The sequence below is a fragment of the Paraburkholderia bryophila genome (assembly GCF_003269035.1).
In the GTDB taxonomy this organism is placed as follows: domain Bacteria; phylum Pseudomonadota; class Gammaproteobacteria; order Burkholderiales; family Burkholderiaceae; genus Paraburkholderia; species Paraburkholderia bryophila.
The window spans coordinates 467,240-481,667 of sequence record NZ_QLTK01000001.1 but is presented as its reverse complement, the minus strand read 5'-3'; the positions used below and the strand labels follow the sequence as shown (position 1 = coordinate 481,667).

Below are 14,428 nucleotides of genomic sequence, written 5' to 3'. Positions count from 1 at the left end.
TGTTCCTGCGGACTCAGTCTAAGGCCGCGCGCTGATGACCCGTTGGGGCACGGGGTGAGCCACCTCGGGCACGTGCTGCACGGTGGTGGGGCACGCCGCGAAGCATGCCGTGTAGCACGCTATGAAGCACGCCGGGCGTGCGCGCTGCGACCAGGTTGCTAGAGCGGGGCATTTTGCCATAAATGCCAAAGGGCTCAACCGCAGGGTGATAGAATTTCGGGCATGTTCCGTTGACCTCCTACGACGTTGCCGATCTCCTTGTTCCTCAACTGCCTGGGCTCCCGCTTGGTCTCTCGCTTGCCACAATCGCCGCTGTTTTCGCGTTCGCCGCGCGTGTCGTTCACGCGGGTAACGCGCTCCGTGTTCAAGTCCGTGCCCGTTCCCAACGGAGTGTTCGCCGCGTCGTGCGCAGCGGGTGTGCTGGCCGTTGCGTTGGGGCTGTCCGCGCCGGTCATGGCGCAGACCGCCGGGCAGGCTACGGCGCCCATGATGGGCAGCAGCGCGAAGGCGGCTGGGTCGGATGCCCGGTCGGTGGATACCCGCGGCGCCATGAACACCGGCAACGCAGACACCACCGCCGGCAACGCGGCGCAAGACAATGCGTTCGACGCGCGCCAGAAGGTGCTGGATCAGCGCAGCGACGAAAACAACTACCGCTACGGGGTTGCCGAGCACGACTGCTACAGCAGGTTCTTCGTCAACTATTGCCTGAACAAGGCGCGCGACAGCATGCGCGTCGTGCAGGCCGATATCCGCAAGGAACAGTTGGCGCTCGACGGCGAGCAGCGCGCCCAGCGCGCCCGCGAGCGTGACGAGCAGGCCGCGATCAAACGCGCGCAAGACGAAGCGAGCGCCCCGCAGCGCGCCGCCGACGACGCACGCAATACCCAGGCGTACGAAGACAAGCAGCGTCAGCATCAGCTCGACCAGGCGCAGCGCACGGCCGAGGCGCCGCAGCGCAGCGCCAATGCGCAGGCGTATCAGGACAAGCAGCGCCAGCACGCACTGGATCAGGCGCAGCGCGGGGTGAGTCCGTCGCAGGCAGCCGCTAATCAGCAGGCGTACGATCAGAAGCAAAGCGACTTCCAGCGCAAGCTCGAGCAGGCCCGTGCGCAAGGCGCGCAAAAGGCGCAGGAGCGCGTCGAGAAACAGCAGAGCTTCGAGAAGAAGCAGGCTGACGCGGCGCAGCACAAAGCCGACGTCGAGTCGCGCCAGAAGCAGGCGGCCGACAAAGCCGAGCAGAAACGTCAGGATCAGTTGAAGCAGCAGCAGGAACTCGAACAACAGCAGAAACTGCAACAGGAGCAACAGTAAGTGTGCTGTAGTTGAGCGCAGCGTTTGCTTGCTGTAATGGGCGCGGGCCGGTTCGCAGTCGCTGACCGAAGCCGGCCCCGCAGTCGCCGTAACGCGTTTTAAGCCGGACAGCAACCTCAGGCATCGGGCCGCACAGCGGTTCGTGCCGTCGACGAGAGGAGGCGAGCATGCGCGATCAACATCACGTCATCGACGCGAACACACTTCGCGACCGTATTCTGCAACTGGAATCGGAGCACAGTGGGCTCGATCGTTTGATCGACCGAATGTCGGATGAGCCCGGCATCGACGACTTCGAGTTGCAGCGCCTGAAAAAGCGCAAACTCAAAGTCAAGGACACCATCATCTTGCTGCAATTGCAGCTCGAACCGGACACACGCGCCTGAGTTCGCGGCCTGGCAAGAAGCGCCGGGCGCGCGCCGCGCGAGCCGGACTTTGCAGGAACGCTTGCCTTGAATTCATCGCTTGAACCATCACCCCGCGCCGCCTCGGGCGACGCCGCATCGGGCGCCGGCACACCGGCGCCGCGGGCGGCCGCGTCCGCACTGAGCGCGTCGCTGAATCCGCGCCGGGCCGCTGAACTGGACGAGATTTTCGCCGACAACGGTCTGCTGGCCCGGCAGATCGACGGCTATCGGTCGCGTGCGTCGCAGATCGAGATGTCGCGTGCGGTGGCCGCCGCGATGGAAGCATCCGGTCGCGCCATGCCCGAACCCGCCATGTTCGAAGCGCAGAAGCGCCCAGCGCGGCGGCTCGGCGCGCCCTCGGGCACCGAGGCGGCCACGGTCGAAAGCGACGCAGCGAACAGCCTCGACGGCAGCGAAAACACGCTGATCGTCGAAGCGGGCACCGGCACCGGCAAGACCTATGCTTACCTCGTGCCGGCCATGCTGTGGGGCGGCAAGGTGATCGTCTCCACCGGCACCAAGCACTTGCAGGACCAGCTGTTCCAGCGCGACATTCCGACCGTGCGCGACGCGCTCGCGGTGCCGGTGTCGGTCGCCATGCTGAAGGGGCGCGCGAACTACCTGTGCCATTACTATCTGCAGCGCACCGCGGACAACGGCCGTCTGCCGTCGCGCCAGGAAACCTCGTATCTGCAGGACATCGTGCGCTTCGCGAAGATCACGCGGACCGGCGACAAGGCCGAACTCGCGAGCGTGCCGGAAACGGCGGCGGTGTGGTCGATGGTGACGTCGACGCGCGAAAACTGTCTCGGCCAGGAGTGTCCGCACTACAAGGATTGCTTCGTCATGCAGGCGCGCCGCGAGGCGCAGCAGGCGGATATCGTGGTGGTGAATCACCATCTGTTTTTTGCCGACATCATGTTGCGCGATACCGGCATGGCTGAGTTGCTGCCCACCGCCAACACGGTCATCTTCGACGAAGCGCATCAGTTGCCGGAAACCGCCACGCTGTTTTTCGGCGAGACGCTGTCCACCACGCAGTTTCTCGAGCTGGCCCGCGACTCGGTCGCCGAAGGCCTGGGGCACGCGCGTGAAACCGTCGATTGGGTGAAGCTCGGCTCGACGCTCGAACGTGCGGCGCGTGACGTACGGCTCGCGTTCAAGGAAGACTCGGTGCGTCTGTCGATCGGGCAATTGCCCGACGATCATCCGCTGTTTGCCGCGCTCGAAACGCTCGAGACCGAACTCGATGCATTGGCGTCGGCGCTCGCGAGCCAGGCCGAGCGCGCCGAGTCGATCGGTGCGTGTCTGCGCCGCGCACGCGAGCTGCAAGGCGTGCTCGCCGGCTGGACCACGCCGCCTACCGAAACCGAACGGGCAGCGGCTGACAGCGCGGCTCAAGGCGCTTCGGCCGACGGTAAAAACGAGCGCGCCGACCCCAACGAAAAGGTGCGCTGGATCGAGGTCTTCTCGCATACCGTGCAGTTGCATGAAACGCCTCTGTCGGTCGCGCCGATCTTCGCGAAGCAGCGCGCCGGCGTGCCGCGCGCGTGGATTTTCACGTCGGCCACGTTGTCTGTGCGCGGCGACTTCACGCACTACGCCGCGCAAATGGGCCTGAACGCCAAACGCTCAATGACGCTGCCCAGTCCTTTCGACTATCCGACGCAAGGGCTGCTGTACGTGCCGCGCAATCTGCCGCAGCCTTCCTCGCAGGCGTTCACCGACGCCGTGTTCGACGCCGCGTTGCCGGCGATCGAAGCGTCGGGCGGCGGCGTCTTCATGTTGTGTACGACATTGCGCGCAGTGGACCGCATTTCGACCAAATTGCGCGACACGATCGAAACGCGTGGCTGGGACTACCCGCTGCTGGTGCAGGGCGACGCGAGCCGTACTGAATTGCTGGACCGTTTCCGCTCATACGGTAATGCGATCCTGGTGGGCAGTCAGAGTTTCTGGGAAGGTGTCGATGTGCGCGGCGATGCGCTGTCGCTGGTGGTGATCGACAAGCTGCCGTTCGCGCCGCCTGACGACCCGGTATTGTCCGCGCGTCTCGACGCGTTGACGAAGAAAGGCTTGAGCCCGTTTGCCGTGCATCAATTGCCGCAGGCAGTGATCACGTTGAAGCAGGGTGCAGGCCGTCTGATTCGCGCCGAGACCGATCGCGGCGTACTGATGATCTGCGACACACGTCTCGTCGACAAACCGTATGGGCGCCGTATATGGCAGAGCCTGCCGCCCTTCAAGCGCACACGTGAAATCGAAGTGGTGCGTGAGTTTTTTGAAGAGAGCGCGACATCCGCCGAATAACACACGCAAGTTGGTATTAAGTCGGCGCTGTTGTAAAAAGCGCCGCCCAAACGACAAAACGCCACGGATGTGAATCCGTGGCGTTTTGCTTTACTGCCCGGGAAATCGAGGGGACTTCCCGAGGCAGTTTTCGCCCAGAGGCGAACCCTACGCGACAGCTTACTGGCTTGCGCCCGAAGCCGGAGCAGCAGCCGAAGCAGCAGCGTCCGAAGCAGCAGCGGTTGCGTCCGAAGCAGCCGCCGTAGCCGAAGCAGCAGCGTCGCTCGCAGCAGCAGCAGCACCCGAAGCAGCCATAGCCGAATCCGAAGCTGCAGCAGCCGGTGCCGAAGCAGCAGCTGCGTCGCTAGCCGGGGCAGCGGCTTGATCGTTGCTCTTGTTGCATGCAGCCAGTGCCACAGCTGCCAACAGGGATGCTACGAGGAGGGATTTCTTCATGATCACGTCCTTTTATGGTTTAAAGGTAAGCAACAGCGCAAAATAAAACCGGTAATGTGCTCCAACACCGACCTGGGCCGTTGGTGGAGAAGCTCTTTGAACGAGCTGGAATCTTCCCTACGGCTTGGGCGGAAATTATATGCACTTTCGTACTGACAATCCATAAATCCGGGGTCAATACGTTGTCTTTCTCATACAAAATTTGAAAGTACGGTATAGCAGGTGAGCAAGCATTGCGCAAACTGTTACGCGAGCTCGCCCACTTCTATCCAGCCCGCACAATACCACTCGTGCAGCAATGCTGTCACCGACGAATCGTGTGAGAGTGTTACAAAGCGTTTCGCACTCATACACCGGTGGTCAGCGAGATCAATCAACCACTTTTTTGCGCCATCAAATGACGTTTCCTCTCCATTTACGAAGAAAAAACGGCGGTTGTACAACAAATTAGTCTTGCGGTTCAGCCGAATGCCTGACTTTGATGCGCGACTGATGAAACGGGCTTCATTAAGCGGCCTTTGCGGCGGATCAAACACGACACTCGGCTTAGGTTCGCTGAGGTACGTGCCAAGGAACGACGCAATATCCTGCTCTTTCCACTTGATGCCAGCAAGGATCGATCCAACCCTTTCGACCAGCGCTGCCGGCAACTCGGCCGGACGTTCGACAGCGGGTTGCTGCGGGTCGCGATACAACGCGCCCGGTTGGGTCGCCGACTCGCCGCGCTCGGCCAGATGGTAGAGGAATTGCGCAGTCAACTCGCTCGCCGAGGGCGCGCGGAAACCGATCGAACAGGTCATGCATTCGCCTTCGGCGATGCCGTCATGGGCGATATGCGGCGGCAGGTAGAGCATGTCGCCCGGCTCGAGCACCCATTCCTCTTCGGCCTGGAAATTCTGTAAAACTTTCAAAGGCAGGCCGTCCTGCAAGGTGAGGTCTTTCTGCGCGCTGATGCGCCAGCGCCGCTTGCCTTTTACTTGCAAAAGAAACACGTCGTAGGAATCGAAGTGCGGGCCGACACCGCCGCCGTCACTTGCGTACGAGATCATCAGGTCGTCGAGCCGCGCGTCCGGCACGAAACGGAAGCGGTCCAGCAAGGCGCGCGCACGGTCGTTATGAAGGTCGACGCCTTGCACGAGTAAAGTCCATGCGCGCTGCTTCGCCGACGGCAGTTCGTCAGGCGCAAAGGGGCCGTGCTCGAGTTGCCACTTGTTGCGAAAATGGGTGATCAGACGGGCTTCGACTTCGTCCTGATCGGCCAGCTCGAAAAATTCCTCGCGCGAGAGCGGCGCCTCGACGTTCGGGATCGCCTGACGGATCAGCAGCGGCTTTTTTTGCCAGTAGCGGCGCATGAATTGCGAGGGCGTCAGACCGCCGAGCAGCGGTGTCGGCGTGTCGGGCGAGGGTGGCAGAACCGGCTTCGCCGCCGATGAAGAATTTCGTGCCGAAGCGAGGTCGGCCGGGTGGTCAGTGGGCCGCTTGGGCATCGTATAATGTGAGTTGTATTCTGGAGAGTCGAATGAAAATCGCAAAGAACACCGTCGTGTCGGTCGCTTACAAGCTGTCGGATGCGCAGGGCAATCTGATTGAAGAAAGCGACGAGCCGATGGTCTATCTGCACGGCGGCTATGATGGCACGTTCCCCAAGATCGAGGAAGAGCTCGACGGCCACGAGGCCGGCTTCGAGGCCCAGATCCAGCTTGAACCGGCCGACGCGTTCGGTGAGTACGACCCCGACCTGGTGAAGATCGAGCCGCGCGATCGTTTTCCCGAACCGCTCGAAGTCGGCATGCAATTCGAAGGCACGCCGGAAGAGGGCGACGAAGATCTCGATTCGCTCGTCTACGTGGTCACGGACGTCGCGGAAGACAAAGTCGTGCTCGACGGCAACCATCCGCTCGCCGGCATGGCGCTGCGTTTCGCGTTGACGGTCAAGGACGTGCGTCCCGCGACTGAAGACGAAATTCAGCACGAACACGCGCATGGCGCCGACGGCCTCGAAGTTCTCGACGAAGACGACGAAGCTGACGACGACAAGTCAGGGCCCACGCTGCACTGAGCTGGCCGGCACGCCGCCGTTCAGGTTCGTACCTGAAGCGGCGCCCGGCATGTGCGTCGAGGTAGCGGAGGCGGGTGGCACCGAGGTCGCCGGCCCGTAGCCGCCGCCACCCTGGTCGGCCGGAATGCGCGGCTGCTGATCCAGTTGCGACTCCCCGGGCGTCGGCAACAGCGGTGGCAATTCCGAAGCGGGACCGAGCGAGGGCACTGCCGGCATCGACGCGGCGGGCTCTTCGTGCGGCGGCAAAGGGGGCGGCACGGGCAAAGGCATCTGCTTAGGTACGTCGCGCACACTCACGCGGAAGGGCGGTTTCCTGCCGGGGTCCGCTTCAATTCGAATCCATTGGTTAAGACGATCATGCGGCGCCAGCGCGATCCGCGTGAGATTCGTCACGAGCGCGCCCTTGTCATTGCGTAACGGCTGATCGATCAGGAAGCCGCCGCTCGCGCGTTCGTCGTCGCAATGAATCACCAGCACCGGTCCGCGGAACGTCTGCGCGAGTTTGACCATACTGCGCTTGAATTCCAGAAAACCGTCGCGGCGCGTGGTGCGTGCAAAACGCAGCCAGGCGAAACGGTCGGGCCGTTCATAACGCTCCGGGTCGGGGTCGCCTTGAATGAACACGACGATCGCACGCGCATCGCGGCGTTTCGCATATTCACCGGCATGCTCGAGCCAGAATGCATTGGCGATTGCCCGGTCTTCGAATTCACCGTTGCGGCCGCCCGCGCTCAGATAGTGATTGTTCGGGCCCGGCGCGTTCAGACCGATGAACACGGTGTCGCCCACTTGCCAGCGCACGTTTTCGCGAAACGGACGAAAGCGCGAGACTTCGCTTTCGCGCGTCAGCGCGATGGGGTTCTGGCCCATCGACGTCGAATCGGCGAACAGGGTCTGGCGTAACTGGTCAAGCCGTTCGGTCGGGTCGAAGCCGCCGGCTTCGGCGGTGCCGCAATCGGCCCAGTCATGCTGGCCCGGAATGAAGAACAGCGCGGGCCGCGAGGTTTCGAGCAACGCGTGACGGCGCTCGTAGAGCGCGTCGCGGCAGGCTTCTTTCGCACCCTTCAGATTGCCGTTATAGACGACGAACGCGATGTCTCGCTCCCGCCCGATCGCGTCGATCAGGCGCTGCGTGGCGGCTTCGTCGGCGGTGTTTTGCAGCGTGTTGGCGATGACCGCGAACGCGTAGCGCTGCGCCTCGGCGTGCGCCGACTGGGCGCATATGAGCAGGCCGGTGAGTAGACCCATGAGCAGACCCACGAGCGGCACAAAGCCGCCCGTGAGAAGCGGGGCGAAGTTCAGCGCCGCGCGAAACGTGCGCGGTCGCTGCCGGGGTCTGGGAGCGTCAATGATCCGCATCTGGCGCGGTAGCCAGCTCGTGCAGTTCGTACAGCAGGTCGAGCGCTTCGCGCGGGCGCAAGTCGTTCGGGTCGATTGCGCGCAGACGTTCGGCGAGCGCCTGCATGGCGGGCGGCAATGCGGCGGCCTGCGGCTCGTCGTAGCGTTCGTCGTCCGTGTCTTCGAGCTGCATCGGCATGGGGGCGGCGAACAGATCGAGTTGCGGCGCGGGTTGCGCCGCCGATTGCTGCTCGAGATGCGCGAGATGCTTGCGCGCCGCGCGAATCACCGCGTTCGGCACGCCCGCGAGCTGCGCGACCTGCAGACCGTAGCTCTGATTCGCCGGCCCTTCGTTGACCGCGTGCAGGAACACGATGCCGTGCCCATGCTCGACCGCCGACAGATGCACGTTGGCCGCGTGCGGAAACTCGGCCGGCAACTGAGTGAGTTCAAAGTAATGCGTGGCAAACAGCGTATGGCAGCCGTTGTGCGACAGCAGATGTCGTGCGATCGCCCAGGCCAGCGCGAGCCCGTCGAAGGTCGACGTGCCGCGGCCGATTTCATCCATCAGCACGAGACTTTGCGGTGTCGCGTCGTTAAGGATCGCGGCGGCTTCGGTCATTTCCACCATGAAGGTCGAGCGGCCGCCGGCCAGGTCGTCGGCCGCGCCGATCCGCGTGAAGATGCGGTCGATCGGCCCGAACGCCGCGCGCCGGGCCGGCACGTAGCTGCCCACGTAAGCCAGCAGCGCGATCAGCGCGGTCTGCCGCATGAAGGTCGATTTACCGCCCATGTTCGGGCCGGTGATCAGCAGCAGTTTGCGCTCGGGTGTCAGCGTGCAGTCGTTGGCGATGAACTGCTCGACCTGCGCCTCGACCACCGGGTGACGCCCCTGTTCGATTTCGATACCGGTATTCGGCGAGAAGCTCGGCGCGACCCAGTCGAGCGCGCGGGCGCGTTCGGCGAAGGCCGCCAGCAGATCGAGTTCGGCGAGCGCCGAAGCGACCCGCTGGCAGTCGGGGATGAAGGGCAGCAGCGCCTGCAGCAGCGCATCGTATAGCGCGCGTTCGCGTGCCAGTGCGCGTTCCTGCGCCGACAGCGCTTTGTCCTCGAAAGTTTTCAGCTCCGGTGTGATGTAGCGCTCGGCGTTCTTCAGGGTCTGGCGGCGCCGATAGTCGTCGGGTACCTTGTCGGTCTGACCGCGTGTGACTTCGATATAGAAGCCGTGCACCTTGTTGTACTCGACGCGCAGATTGCCGATGCCCGTGCGGGCGCGCTCGCGTGTTTCGAGGTCGATCAGGAACTGCCCGCAGTTCTCCGAAATATCGCGCAACTCGTCGAGGTCCGCGTCATAACCGCGTGCGATCACGCCGCCGTCGCGCACCATCGCCGACGGCTCCTGCGCGACCGCGCGCCTGAGCAGTTCGACGCAGTCTTGCGGCGGCACGAGCGACGCGTCGATACGCGCGAGCGAATCCGCGTTGGACGACACCGCCGCGAGCTGCATGCGCAGGTCGGGCAACGCGATGAACGTGTCGCGCAGGCTCGACAGATCGCGAGGCCGCGCGGACAACAGCGCGAGACGCCCGGTGATCCGTTCGATATCCGAGATTTGCCGCAGCGCGCCGCGCAGCGAGTCGACGCTCGTGCCGAACGGCGCGTCGAGCAGCGCGCCGATGGCTTGCTGCCGTGCCTGCGCCACCGCGGCTTCGCGCGGCGGGTGATGCAGCCAGTGACGCAGCAGCCGGCTACCCATGGTCGTGCAGCAGGTGTCGAGCAGCGAGCACAGCGTGGGCGACTCGGTACCGCGTAGCGTTTCGGTGAGTTCGAGGTTGCGGCGGGTGGCCGGGTCGAGGCCGATATATTCGGACTCGTATTCCACCTTCAGGCTGCGCACGTGGCGCAATTGCTGGCCTTGCGTGGCCGCCGCGTACAGCAGCAACGCGCCGGCCGCGCCGCATGCGGCCGTCAGCGAATGGGCGCCGAAGCCGTCGAGGCCCGCCACTTCCAGTTGATCGCAGAGACGCTGCGTGCCCGACGCGATATCGAAGTGCCACACCGGCACGCGGGTGAGGGCGCCGGCATTGACGGGCGGCGTCCAGCTAGCGGAATCCGCGGTGGAATCGGCCACCAGAATTTCCGCGGGACGAATGCGTTCGAGCGCGGCCGCCACCTGGTCGGGCGCGACTTCCGCGAGGCGCAACGCGCCGCTCGCCAGATTCAGCCACGCCAGCCCGACGCTGGTCGCGACGCCGCGGCGGTTGTGCGCGACGCACAGCGCCATGAGATAGACGTCGTTCTTGTCCGACAACAACGCGGCGTCCGTGAGGGTGCCTGGCGTCACCACGCGTACCACTTTACGTTCGACGGGGCCCTTCGACGTCGCCGGGTCGCCGATCTGTTCGCAGATCGCGACGGATTCGCCGAGCTTCACCAGCTTGGCCAGATATTGTTCGACCGCGTGATGCGGCACGCCGGCCATTTTGATCGGATTGCCGCCTGACGCGCCGCGCTGCGTGAGCGTCAGATCGAGCAGACGGGCGGCCTTTTCGGCGTCGTCGAAAAAGAGTTCGTAGAAATCGCCCATCCGGTAGAACACCAGCGTGCCCGGATGATCCGCTTTGATGCGCAGGTATTGCTGCATCATGGGCGTGTGATTGCTTAAGTCGATGCTTTTCACGTCAGGTTTTGCGGTCGTTTCTTCCATCTATCCTATATCCAGCAAGGCGCATGGCCTTTTTGCATGTTTCTGTCCAGGCATGCTCGTGCATGCTTTCACAGTGCAAAGCTTGAGCGGTTAGCGCAGGTTTCTGGCCGGAACATCTCTATTTGCCGGCAAAACCTACGCTGAATTTTATGTACTTGATGCGCGCGCGAAGAGGGGCAAGAGCCGGTCACGCACAAGCGGTAACCGACTAACGCACCAAACGGCGATATGGTACCGCAGCAGTCGAATTACGCAGTGGGAATCCGGTGCCGCCATTCGGTCGAGGGGCATGTCGAACAGGCTCCGGTTGCCGAACGTAAGAACGGCGCGCAGTGCCTACGTCGCGTGGCCCGGTGTCATCGCGACGCCAGAGTTAATTTTCTTCGGCATGCCGAACTCCTCGTTGCACTTCCAGCATGGCCGAGCATCGCCAGAAGGTCGTTTTTGCGTCTGGCGGCCGGTGCAAGGTGTTCGTTGCGCTCCCGGACTAGGGTAACGATCGGCTAACTATCGGATGCGACCGATGGCCGCGTTGGTTCGAATTCGACGCAGCCGGCGATATAGTTGCGTCGATCCGAACCCGCTATCGCTACTCACTAACGCCTCTCACCATCGCGAAGGAATCCCTGCATGACCGACCGAGAAATCATCGTTCCCGATGGAATGGAACAGATCGTTGAGCGCGCGGGCTATGCGCCCGCCGTCAAGGTAGGAACAACGGTATTTTGCGCCGGACAAGTCGGGCGTACACGTGAGCTCGAAGTCATCCACGATCCCGAGGCGCAGTTCCTCGCGTGCTGGGAAAATCTGAAGATACTTCTCGAGGCGGCAGGCTGCACGTTTGAAGACGTCGTCGAGATGACGACTTACCACGTCCAGATGAGCGTACACATGGCAGTCTTCCGCGAAGTGAAGAACCGGGTTTTTCCGCGCGGTACATGTGCGTGGACGGCGATTGGCGTATCGGAACTCGCGCATCCGGGCTTGCTGGCCGAAATCAGGTGCGTGGCGGTACAACGGAACGCGGTCAAGGCTTGAGCCCTGCGCGAAGGGATTGAGCGCGGCGGCGCGTCGCGCTGAGCCGGTAACGTGCCACGGCTCAAACCGCCACACAAACGCCCACGCACACTCACTCCTCCACCATCGCCCGCATATCCACCTTGCGCTCATTCACCGCGCTGCGCCGTTTCGCGAGCCACATCATGAACGTGATGAAGCTGCCGAACACGACGATGATCCACTGCGCCGGCAGCTTCGCGGTCAGCAGTAACGCATAGACCCCGAGCATCAGCAGCACGGCCAGATTCTGATTGAAGTTCTGCACCGCGATCGAATGCCCCGCCGACAGCAGCGTGGCGCCGCGGTGCTGCAGAATCGCGTTCATCGGCACGATGAAAAAGCCCGACAAGGCGCCGAGCAGGATCATTAGCGGATAGGCGAACAGAATGTAAAACGGCAGCACGTACGTGCCGATCCGGATGCCCGAGCCCGCCGGGAACAGATCCTTGTTGTAGAACGCCACCGCGATCGCCACCGCGCCGGTGAGAATCCCCACTGGTAGCACCCGCAACGACTGGCGCAATGGAATCAGCGCCGCCGCGGCCGCCGCGCCGACCGCGATGCCGAGCCCCGTGACCCCTTGCATGACCGCCGCCTTCGACAGCGACAGCCCGAGATTGACGTTGGCCCATTTGAGCACCAGCAATTGCAACGTCACCGCGCCGCCCCACATCAAGGTCGTGACCCACAGCGCGATCTGCGCGAGCTTGTCGGCCCACAGCACGTTGAAGCAGTGATAGAAATCGCCCACCAGCTTCTTCGGTTCGGTGAGGCGGTTCGGATAGCGCGCGCCGGTGTCGGGAATGAAAATGTTGATCGCGGCGGCGATCGCGTAGGTGACCATGGTCGCGAACATCGCCAGATCGGCGGACGAGCGGATCAGCGGCCAATGCGCGTGCGCGACGAATTTGTCGGCGACCGTGCTGATCAGCGCGCCGCCGACCATCGTGCCGACAATGGTCGACAGTACCGTCGCCGATTCGAGCCATGCGTTCGCCTTGACGAGTCGGTCGGCGGGCAGCAGCTCGGTGAGGATGCCGTATTTGGCGGGCGAATACGCGGCGGCGCCGAAGCCGACCACGCCATAGGCGATCATCGGATGCACGCCGGCGATCATCATCAGGCAACCGCTCGCCTTCAGCGCGTTGGAGGCGAACATCACGTGCCGCTTCTGCATCGCGTCGGCGAAGGCGCCGACGAACGGCGCGAGCAACACGTACGAGACGGTGAAGAAAATTTGCAGCAGCGGAGTGACCCAGGCGGCCGAGCGAATCACGGAGAGCAGCGCGATGGCGGCGATCAGCAGGGCATTGTCCGCGAGCGACGAAATAAACTGCGCCGCAATGATTGTGTAGAAGCCTTTTTTCATGAAGCGGATCGAAAGCGGTGCGCCGAAGTTGGCGCACGGCAGGGCGCAGCGAAAGACGCGCAAAACGCAACCGGCGATCGGGCGGGCCGGTGCGGCATCCCGCTTTGTAGCACGAACGCTTGCGCGATGCAGGCGAGCCAAACGAAAAAGCGGCCGAAGCCGCTTGTGGTGTTTCTGTGGGCGTGGCCTGAGCTGACACTCAAGACCGGTCGGTCGCGCAATGACGCGGACCTGGCTTGTGAATCTCGTGAATCTGGCGGTTCCGGTTTGAACCGTTCCACCAGAATCGCAGCCGTGTGCCGCTTAATCCGCTTGCTGGCGGGTCCGGCTGTAGCGCGACAGGATCGGGATCATCTGCGCGTAAATCTTCGGGTTGCCCGCGACGATTTCACCGATGTGCAGGAAGTCCGAGTCGCCGGTGTAATTGCCCACCAGACCGCCCGCTTCCGTGATCAGCAGGCTGCCCGCGGCGACGTCCCACGGATTCAGGCCTTGCTCGAAGAAACCGTCCATGCGGCCGGCGGCGACGTTCGCCAGATCGAGCGCAGCCGCACCCGGACGGCGCAGGCCGGCACAGGCCTCGGTCATTTCGGCGAACTGGCGGCCGTAGGCGGCGAGGCCGTCGGTTTCACGGAACGGGAAGCCCGTGCCGATCAGGCCGTCGGCCAGACGGTCGCGCTTGGCGACGCGGATACGGCGGTCGTTCAGGAACGCGCCACGGCCGCGCGAGGCGGTGAACAGGTCGTTGCGGGTCGGATCGTAGACCACGGCCTGGGTCACGATGCCCTTGTGAGCAAGCGCGATCGATACGCAGTAGTACGGGAAGCCGTGAATGAAATTGGTGGTGCCGTCGAGCGGATCGATGATCCACTGATATTCGGATTCGTTATCCGACTTGCCGGATTCTTCGGCGAGGATGGCGTGATCGGGGTAGGCGGTCTTCAGCGTGTCGATGATCGCCGCTTCAGACGCTTTGTCGACCTCCGTGACGAAATCGTTGTGCTGTTTCTTGCTGACTTGGATCAGATCGAGGTCGAGCGACGCGCGGGTGATGATCTGGGCGGCGCGGCGCGCGGCCTTCACGGCGATGTTGAGCATGGGATGCATGAGACTGGATCCTTGTGCCGGGGCAGCACGGCTGCTGGCCGGTAAATAAGCGCTAAACCTGCGCTGACAGGGCGCCTGCGAGGCGCGAAAACAGCACGGAACGCTCGCCCGGTACAGGCCCGGTGCGCATTCCGCCGACGGAGACGAATTGGATAAGAACGAGGCGCCGGACCTTTCGGTGTCTTTCGTGGACAGACGAAAACCGGACGCGAATCTCAATATTTTACCTGAGTTTTCCTCGAGTCCGGTCGCCAAGGCATGGTTTGCCCGTATTTACAGGAAAACCGGACCGCTTAGAGGCTTGGCGCTACCATACGCGTCTT

11 protein-coding genes are annotated in these 14,428 nt (G+C 63.2%); 5 read left to right on the top strand and 6 right to left on the bottom strand.

Features of this window, described 5'->3' with window-relative positions; genetic code table 11:
- Window positions 1-360: 360 nt before the first annotated feature.
- The 3 genes from BX591_RS02120 to BX591_RS02110 all read left to right on the top strand — a co-directional run bounded on the left by BX591_RS02120 (window position 361) and on the right by BX591_RS02110 (window position 4,031).
- A complete protein-coding gene (locus BX591_RS02120) occupies window positions 361-1,314 on the top strand; it encodes a hypothetical protein (RefSeq protein WP_420849318.1) in 954 nt (317 codons plus the stop codon).
- Window positions 1,315-1,481: 167 nt separating this feature from the next.
- Window positions 1,482-1,700 carry a DUF465 domain-containing protein gene (locus BX591_RS02115; RefSeq protein WP_035546409.1) on the top strand — a complete coding sequence of 73 codons (219 nt, stop codon included), beginning with the start codon at window positions 1,482-1,484 and terminating at the stop codon, window positions 1,698-1,700.
- Window positions 1,701-1,766: 66 nt separating this feature from the next.
- On the top strand, window positions 1,767-4,031 hold the full coding sequence (locus tag BX591_RS02110) for a DNA repair helicase YoaA (RefSeq protein WP_111929071.1): 2,265 nt from the start codon (window positions 1,767-1,769) through the stop codon (window positions 4,029-4,031).
- 159 nt (window positions 4,032-4,190) lie between these two features.
- On the opposite strand, the gene BX591_RS36840 is transcribed toward BX591_RS02110, so the two are convergent.
- Both BX591_RS36840 and BX591_RS02095 read right to left on the bottom strand, forming a co-directional pair.
- On the bottom strand, window positions 4,191-4,466 hold the full coding sequence (locus BX591_RS36840) for a hypothetical protein (protein ID WP_111929070.1): 276 nt from the start codon (window positions 4,464-4,466) through the stop codon (window positions 4,191-4,193).
- Window positions 4,467-4,711: 245 nt separating this feature from the next.
- Window positions 4,712-5,953, bottom strand: a complete 1,242-nt coding sequence (locus tag BX591_RS02095; protein WP_111929069.1) for a cupin domain-containing protein — start codon at window positions 5,951-5,953, stop codon at window positions 4,712-4,714.
- A 32-nt stretch (window positions 5,954-5,985) separates the two neighbouring features.
- Here BX591_RS02095 and BX591_RS02090 point away from each other — a divergent pair, with 32 nt between their 5' ends.
- The gene (locus BX591_RS02090) at window positions 5,986-6,525 is read left to right on the top strand and encodes an FKBP-type peptidyl-prolyl cis-trans isomerase (RefSeq protein ID WP_035546403.1); all 540 of its coding nucleotides are present in this window, start codon (window positions 5,986-5,988) and stop codon (window positions 6,523-6,525) included.
- Here BX591_RS02090 and BX591_RS02085 read toward each other — a convergent pair.
- Together BX591_RS02085 and mutS are read right to left on the bottom strand one after the other, a co-directional pair.
- Window positions 6,505-7,884 carry a hypothetical protein gene (locus BX591_RS02085; protein WP_111929068.1) on the bottom strand — a complete coding sequence of 460 codons (1,380 nt, stop codon included), beginning with the start codon at window positions 7,882-7,884 and terminating at the stop codon, window positions 6,505-6,507. The two genes, BX591_RS02090 and BX591_RS02085, sit on opposite strands and share 21 nt — an antisense overlap.
- Window positions 7,871-10,570, bottom strand: coding sequence for a DNA mismatch repair protein MutS (gene mutS / locus BX591_RS02080; protein ID WP_111929067.1), 2,700 nt, complete (start codon window positions 10,568-10,570; stop codon window positions 7,871-7,873). Before mutS ends, BX591_RS02085 begins: the two co-directional genes overlap by 14 nt.
- Window positions 10,571-11,200: 630 nt before the next feature.
- Between mutS and BX591_RS02075 the strand changes: the two genes are divergently transcribed.
- Window positions 11,201-11,608, top strand: a complete 408-nt coding sequence (locus BX591_RS02075) for a RidA family protein (RefSeq protein WP_111929066.1) — start codon at window positions 11,201-11,203, stop codon at window positions 11,606-11,608.
- Window positions 11,609-11,699: 91 nt separating this feature from the next.
- Here the strand turns inward: BX591_RS02075 and lplT are convergent, their stop codons facing one another.
- Together lplT and BX591_RS02065 are read right to left on the bottom strand one after the other, a co-directional pair.
- Window positions 11,700-12,998 carry a lysophospholipid transporter LplT gene (gene lplT / locus BX591_RS02070; protein WP_111929354.1) on the bottom strand — a complete coding sequence of 433 codons (1,299 nt, stop codon included), beginning with the start codon at window positions 12,996-12,998 and terminating at the stop codon, window positions 11,700-11,702.
- 303 nt (window positions 12,999-13,301) lie between these two features.
- Window positions 13,302-14,105: an inositol monophosphatase family protein gene (locus tag BX591_RS02065; protein WP_111929065.1), complete on the bottom strand. Its 804-nt coding sequence runs from the start codon at window positions 14,103-14,105 to the stop codon at window positions 13,302-13,304.
- Window positions 14,106-14,428 lie beyond the last annotated feature (323 nt).